This is a genomic window from Nocardioides sp. SYSU D00038 (assembly GCF_016924665.1).
Taxonomy (GTDB): domain Bacteria; phylum Actinomycetota; class Actinomycetes; order Propionibacteriales; family Nocardioidaceae; genus Nocardioides.
This window is the reverse complement of record NZ_JAFFJT010000020.1, coordinates 1-6354: the sequence shown is the minus strand read 5'-3', so window position 1 is coordinate 6354 and position 6354 is coordinate 1. Positions and strand designations below refer to the sequence as shown.

Sequence of the window (6354 nt, the reverse complement as noted above, 5' to 3'; positions counted from 1 at the left end):
ACCCAGCCCCACCCCCGAACCCAGCCCCACCCCCGAACCCGGCCCCACCCCCGAACCCGGCCCGACGCCCGAGCCCACGACCCCCGGGGCCCGCCGGCGACGGGTGGGCGACCTGACGCCGCTGCTGCTGCTCCGCGCCGCCCACCCGCGCCAGGCGGTGCTCACCGGCCTGGTCCTGGCCGGCTGCGCCGCCCTCGCCGGGCGACCGGCGCGGGAGATCCTGCTGGTGCTCGGCACCGTGATCGTCGGCCAGGCGATCCTGGGCTGGACCAACGACCTGGCCGACCGCCGCCGCGACGCCCGGCACGCGACACCGGGCAAGCCGGTCGCCGACGGCCGACTCGACCCGGGCACGGTGTGGTTCGTCGTCGCGCTGGCGGTCCTGGTGCTGGTGCCGATGGCTGCCGCCGGCGGGCTGGTCGCCGGGGCCGCGTACGGCGCCTCGCTGCTCGTCGCCCTGGTCGGCAGCTGGCACTGGCTGCGCAAGGGCCTGCTCTCGTGGCTGCCGTGGGCGGTGTCGTTCGCGCTCTACCCGGCGTTCCTCTCCTACGGCGGCTGGGGCGGCCGCGACACCGGCGAGCCCCCCGAGGTGCTGATCACCGTGCTGGCCGGCCTGCTCGGCATCGGCGTCCACGTGCTGCGCAGCATCTGGGGGCTGGTGCCCGACAACGCCGACGGCTGGCGCAACCTGCCGCTCCGGCTCGGCCTGCGGCTGGGCGCCTCGCGGCTGCTGGTGGTGACGGTCGTCTACCTCGTCGCCGTCGGCGTCGGGCTCGCGTTCGCGGCGACCTACCAGGGCCTCTCGCAGTAGCCGGCGGATGGCCCGACCGCCGTCCGGACACCGATGGCCTGACGCTAGGCTGTCGCCGCACCAGGACCCCAGCACCACCCCCAGCACCCGTGGAGAAGGCCTCGACCATGCAGCTCCGACGCTCGCTCGCGCTCTCGACCGGCGCCCTGCTCGCCACCCTCGCGCTGAGCTCCTGCGGCTTCGACCTGGGCACCGACCAGCCGTACACGCCCGGCGCCGGGGTCAACGAGCGCGGCGAGGCGGTCGACGTGCTCAGCGCGATGATCGTCGCCGGCCGCGACGACGCCGGCACGTTCATCGCCGGGCTGGCCAACGGCGACCCCGAGTCCGAGGACAGCCTCGAGCAGCTGGCCGGTGGTGACGACGCGACCCTCGAGACCGCGGAGTTCGAGCCGATCGAGGTCGGCCCGGGCGGCTACGTCAGCCTCGCCGACGAGGGCGGCATCCAGGTCACCGGCGACTTCACCGTCGGCCAGGTCGTCCCGGTCGTGCTGACGTTCGCCAGCGGCGAGACCTTCGAGCTGCGGGCCCCGGTGGTCCGCGCCTGCCACGAGTACGCCGACGTCGAGCTGCCCGCGGCGGGGGCCAAGGACGAGGAGCCGGGCGAGGCCTACTCCTGCGAGTTCGCCGAGGGCGAGGGCCACTGATGACCTTCACCCTGGTGCTGCTCCGCCACGGCGAGAGCGACTGGAACGCCAAGAACCTCTTCACCGGCTGGGTCGACGTCCCGCTCACCGAGAAGGGCGAGGTCGAGGCCTACCGCGGCGGCGAGCAGCTCAAGGCCGCCGGCGTGCTGCCCGACGTCGTGCACACCTCGCTGCTGCGCCGGGCGATCAACACCACCGCGCTGGCCCTCGACGCCGCCGACCGGCACTGGATCCCGGTGCGCCGGTCGTGGCGCCTCAACGAGCGTCACTACGGCGCCCTGCAGGGCAAGAACAAGAAGGAGACGCTCGAGCAGTACGGCGAGGAGCAGTTCATGCTCTGGCGCCGCTCCTTCGACGTCCCCCCGCCGCCGCTCGACGACGACTCGGAGTGGTCGCAGGCCGGCGACCCGCAGTACGCCGACCTCGGCGACGAGCTGCCGCGCACCGAGTGCCTCAAGGACGTCATCGCCCGGATGCTGCCGTACTGGGACGCCTCGATCGTTCCTGACCTGCGGGCCGGCAACACCGTGCTGGTGGCAGCCCACGGCAACAGCCTGCGCGCGATCGTCAAGCACCTCGACGGGATCAGCGACGACGACATCGCCGGGCTGAACATCCCCACCGGGATGCCGCTGGTCTACCGCCTCGACGAGGACCTCAGGCCCACGCTGCCGGGCGGGGAGTACCTCGACCCGGAGGCCGCAGCCGCGGCCGCCGCCGCGGTCGCCAGCCAGGGCCGCTGACGCCGCCTCAGGCGCCGACCGAGGTGGGGTTGTCGCCGGTCACGACGAAGACCACCCGGTTGGCCACCGACACCGCGTGGTCGGCGATCCGCTCGTAGTAGCGGCCGAGCAGGGCGATGTCGACCGCCGACTCGACGCCGTGCGGCCAGCTGTCCGAGAGCAGCTCGGTGAAGCTGGCCCGGCGCAGCTGGTCCATCTCCTCGTCGTCGCGGCCCAGCGCGACGGCGGCGGCCACGTCCTTGTCCTCGATGATCTGGCCGACCCGCTTGACCATGTCCTCGGCGACCTCGGCCATCCGGCTCATCGTGGGGCGGGCCTCGTCGGGCAGCGCGAGCCGCGGCACGCGCATCCGGGCGATCTTGGCGACGTGCACCGACAGGTCGCCCATCCGCTCGAGCTCGCTGACCATCCGCAGGGCCGCGACCACGACGCGCAGGTCTCCGGCGACCGGCTGCTGCAGCGAGAGCAGCGAGAACGCCGTGTCCTCCACCCGCTCCCGCGCCCGGTCGATGTCGATGTCGGCGCTGATTACCTGCTCGGCCACGGCCGCGTCGCCGTCGAGCAGCGCCCGGGTCGCCCGACCCACGGCGGTCTCGACCGAGCGGCAGATCGCGGCCAGGTCGAGGAAGACGGAGTCGAGCTGTTCGTGGAAGACGTCGCGCATGCCGCAGAGCCAACCAGCCGTACATGACCACCCGGGGTCATGGCGTGAACGCAGGATGAACGTTGCGAAGCACCCGGCTCCCGTGGCCAACAGCGGGTGAATCGCGCCCTACCATCGAGATGTGGACCCGACGACGCAGGCGTTCCTCGCCGCGCTCATCGGCGCCGTCGTCGCCGGAGGTGCCGTGCTCGCCTGGCACATCAGCGACCGCCAGCAGCACCACGCCGCCCCGGTCGCCCAGCCCGTCGTACCACCCGAGGTGGCCACGGTCCTGTCGGTGCTGCGCAGCAGCGCGGTCGTCGTCGACGACGCCGACACGGTGCTCAAGGCGTCCGCGCCGGCGTACGCCCTCGGGCTGGTGCGCGGCGCCTCGCTCGCCTCCGACGAGCTCGCCGAGCTGGTCAGCCAGGTGCGCCGCGACGGGCAGATCCGCGAGACCGAGCTGCTCATGCAACGGCCCGGGGTGCCGTCGCGCCACGTGACGGCTCGGGTGGCGCCGCTGGGCAGCCGCCTGGTGCTGGCGCTGGTGGAGGACCGCACCCGCGAGCGCCGCGTCGAGGCGGTGCGTCGTGACTTCGTGGCCAACGTCAGCCACGAGCTCAAGACGCCCGTCGGCGCGATCCGGCTGCTGTCGGAGGCGGTCAGCGACGCCAGCGACGACCCGGAGGCGGTCAAGCGGTTCGCCGACCGGATGCTGCTGGAGAGCGACCGGCTCTCGCGGCTGGTGCAGCAGATCATCGAGCTGTCGCGGCTCCAGGCCGACGACCCGATGGAGGCGCCGGCGGCGATCGCCGTCGACGAGGTGATCCGGGTCGCCGTCGACACCAGCGCCATCGACGCCGACTCCAAGCGGATCCAGATCGTCACCGGCGGCACGCCCGGCCTCGAGGTCTTCGGCGACCGCGAGCAGGTGACCGCCGCGGTCGCCAACCTGGTCGCGAACGCCGTGTCCTACTCCGGCGACGACTCGACGGTGCTGGTCAGCACCAAGGCCGCGCAGGGGTCGGTCGAGGTGTCGGTCGTCGACCAGGGCATCGGCATCCCCTCGCAGGAGATCGACCGGATCTTCGAGCGCTTCTACCGCGTCGACCCCGCCCGCCACCGCTCCACCGGCGGCACCGGGCTCGGCCTGTCCATCGTCAAGCACGTCGCCGCCACCCACGGCGGCGACGTCAAGGTGTGGTCCGTCGAGGGACAGGGCTCCACCTTCACGCTGAGCCTGCCCCGGCACCTGACCGGGACGTTGCAGGAGAACCTGCAGAAAGAGGTAAGCCCGTGACCCGGGTACTCGTCGTCGAGGACGAAGAGAGCTACAGCGAGGCTCTCGCCTACATGCTCCGCAAGGAGGGGTTCGAGGTCGCCATCGCGGCCGACGGCAACTCCGCGCTGACCGAGTTCGACCGCAACGGTGCCGACATCGTGCTCCTCGACCTGATGCTGCCGGGCCTGCCCGGCACCGAGGTCTGCCGCGTGATCCGCCAGACCTCCACCGTGCCGGTGATCATGGTCAGCGCCAAGGACGACGAGGTCGACAAGGTGGTGGGCCTCGAGCTGGGCGCCGACGACTACGTCACCAAGCCCTACTCGCCCCGCGAGCTGGTCGCCCGGATCCGCGCCGTGCTGCGCCGCGGCCAGGAGCCCGACCTTTCCCCCGCCACCCTCGAGGCCGGGCCGGTGCGGATGGACGTCGAGCGCCACGTCGTCACCGTCGACGGGCAGGAGCAGCGGCTGCCGCTCAAGGAGTTCGAGCTGCTCGAGATGTTCCTGCGCAACCCCGGCCGGGTGCTGACCCGGGGCCAGCTGATCGACCGGGTCTGGGGCTCCGACTACGTCGGCGACACCAAGACCCTCGACGTCCACGTCAAGCGGCTGCGCGCCAAGCTGGAGCCCGACCCGGGCGAGCCGAAGTACCTCGTCACCGTCCGCGGCCTGGGCTACAAGCTCGACCTCTGACCCGGCGGCCGGCCGCCCTCGCACGGCCGTGGCGGGATGTGGCGCCTCGGCGTCCGAAAACCGCGTGGCAACGGGTCATGGTCGTTCCTAGGCTGGACCCGTGACGAGCGCCCCCACCCAGCAGCCCACCCCCGCAGCCTCGGACGACGGCTCGGTCGCGCCCCTGCTGCCGGTGACCGCGGTGGGGGTCACCCTGCTCCTCTGGGCCTCGGCGTTCGTGGCGATCCGTCACCTGGGCGAGGACTTCTCCCCCGGCGCGCTGTCGCTGGGTCGCACCGGCGTCGGCGCCGTGGTGCTCGGGGTCGTCGCGCTGTCGCAGGGGCTGCCGCGCCCCACCCGTCGCGAGTGGGTCTCGATCGTGGCCATCGGCGTGCTGTGGTTCGGCGTCTACAACGTCGCCCTCAACGAGGGGGAGCGCCGGGTCGACGCCGGCACCGCGGCGATGCTGATCCAGGTCTCCCCGGTGCTGATCGCGCTGCTCGCCGCGCTGTTCCTGCACGAGCGGTTCACGACGTACCTCGCCCTCGGCCTGGCGCTGGCGTTCGGCGGCGTCGCGATCATCGGCCTGTCGAGCTCTGACGGGGGCGGCGACCGCGACCTGCTGGGCGTGGTGCTCTGCCTGGTCTCGGCGGTGGTCTACTCCATCAGCCTGATCCTGCAGAAGCCGCTGGTCGCCCGGCTGACCGCCGTCCACGTCACCTGGCTCGCGTGCACCGTCGGCGCGATCGCGTGCCTCCCGTTCGCCGGCCAGCTGGCCGGCGAGGTCGCCGACGCGCCCGCTTCGTCGGTGGGCTGGGTCGTCTACCTCGGGGTGTTCCCGACCGCGATCGCCTTCACCACCTACGCATTCGCCCTCCGCCACATGTCGGCGAGCAGCCTCGGCGTCACCACCTACCTGGTGCCGCCCATCACGATCGTGATGGGTCTGCTCCTGCTCGACGAGGTGCCGCCCACGATGGCGTACGTCGGTGGCGCGCTGGCCCTCGTCGGCGTCGCCGTCGCCCGCCGCAAGCCCCGCACCCTCGCCGACGAGGCACACCAGCCCGCCTGACGGTGCATGATGCGGGGCGTGGACGTCCTCGCCAACGTGCTGGTCGGCCTGGTCGCCGCACTGCACCTCTGCTTCCTGGTCCTCGAGATGTTCCTCTGGACCCGGCCCGCCGGTCGCTCGGTCTTCGGAACCACCCCCGAGTTCGCCGAGTCGACCCGCGCCCTCGCCGCGAACCAGGGTCTCTACAACGGGTTCCTCGTCGCCGGGCTCGTCTGGGGACTGGCGACCGACGGCCGCGACCCCGAGCTGTTCTTCCTGTCCTGCGTCGTCGTCGCCGGCCTCTTCGGCGCCGCCACCGTCAGCACCCGCATCCTCCTCGTCCAGGCCGTCCCGGCCCTGCTGGCGATCGGCGCGGTGCTGCTCGCCTGAGACCCCGTCGCCCGTCTCGTGGTGCTGGGGCGGGGGGTGGGGCGGGGTGGGGGGGGGGGGGGCCCCCCCCGGGGGGGGCACACACCCCCGGGGGGGGGGGAGGCGCGGGCGGGGGG

The 6354-nt window shown here is 73.1% G+C and carries 8 protein-coding genes; 7 read left to right on the top strand and 1 reads right to left on the bottom strand.

What is annotated here, in order from left to right; translation table 11 throughout:
• The 3 genes from JT721_RS12265 to JT721_RS12255 all read left to right on the top strand — a co-directional run.
• Positions 1-811: UbiA family prenyltransferase (locus tag JT721_RS12265; RefSeq protein WP_205473430.1), on the top strand; the 811-nt coding region annotated here is incomplete at its 5' end.
• A 107-nt stretch (positions 812-918) separates the two neighbouring features.
• Complete coding sequence (locus JT721_RS12260; protein ID WP_205473429.1) at positions 919-1458, top strand: hypothetical protein; 540 nt, start codon at positions 919-921, stop codon at positions 1456-1458.
• Positions 1458-2201: a phosphoglyceromutase gene (locus tag JT721_RS12255; protein WP_205473428.1), complete on the top strand. Its 744-nt coding sequence runs from the start codon at positions 1458-1460 to the stop codon at positions 2199-2201. The genes JT721_RS12260 and JT721_RS12255 overlap by 1 nt, the downstream gene beginning before the upstream one ends.
• Before the next feature lie 7 nt (positions 2202-2208).
• Here JT721_RS12255 and phoU read toward each other — a convergent pair whose 3' ends face one another.
• Complete coding sequence (gene phoU / locus JT721_RS12250; protein ID WP_205473427.1) at positions 2209-2865, bottom strand: phosphate signaling complex protein PhoU; 657 nt, start codon at positions 2863-2865, stop codon at positions 2209-2211.
• 121 nt (positions 2866-2986) lie between these two features.
• Between phoU and JT721_RS12245 the strand changes: the two genes are divergently transcribed.
• The 4 genes from JT721_RS12245 (at position 2987) to JT721_RS12230 (ending at position 6238) form a co-directional block, all read left to right on the top strand.
• Complete coding sequence (locus tag JT721_RS12245) at positions 2987-4144, top strand: cell wall metabolism sensor histidine kinase WalK (RefSeq protein WP_205473426.1); 1158 nt, start codon at positions 2987-2989, stop codon at positions 4142-4144.
• Positions 4141-4818 (top strand): response regulator transcription factor, encoded by a 678-nt coding sequence (locus JT721_RS12240; protein WP_205473425.1) that lies wholly within the window; start codon positions 4141-4143, stop codon positions 4816-4818. Before JT721_RS12245 ends, JT721_RS12240 begins: the two co-directional genes overlap by 4 nt.
• 100 nt (positions 4819-4918) lie before the next feature.
• On the top strand, positions 4919-5869 hold the full coding sequence (locus tag JT721_RS12235) for a DMT family transporter (RefSeq protein ID WP_307828021.1): 951 nt from the start codon (positions 4919-4921) through the stop codon (positions 5867-5869).
• Positions 5870-5887: 18 nt separating this feature from the next.
• The gene (locus JT721_RS12230; RefSeq protein ID WP_205473424.1) at positions 5888-6238 is read left to right on the top strand and encodes a DUF1304 domain-containing protein; all 351 of its coding nucleotides are present in this window, start codon (positions 5888-5890) and stop codon (positions 6236-6238) included.
• Positions 6239-6354: the final 116 nt, after the last annotated feature.

What these genes read in the sequence shown, in the direction of transcription:
- JT721_RS12255 (WP_205473428.1), top strand. Translation starts at nt 1,458, where the DNA reads ATGACCTTCACCCTGGTGCTGCTCCGCCACGGCGAGAGCGACTGGAAC.
- phoU (WP_205473427.1), bottom strand. Translation starts at nt 2,865, where the DNA reads ATGCGCGACGTCTTCCACGAACAGCTCGACTCCGTCTTCCTCGACCTG.
- JT721_RS12260 (WP_205473429.1), top strand. Translation starts at nt 919, where the DNA reads ATGCAGCTCCGACGCTCGCTCGCGCTCTCGACCGGCGCCCTGCTCGCC.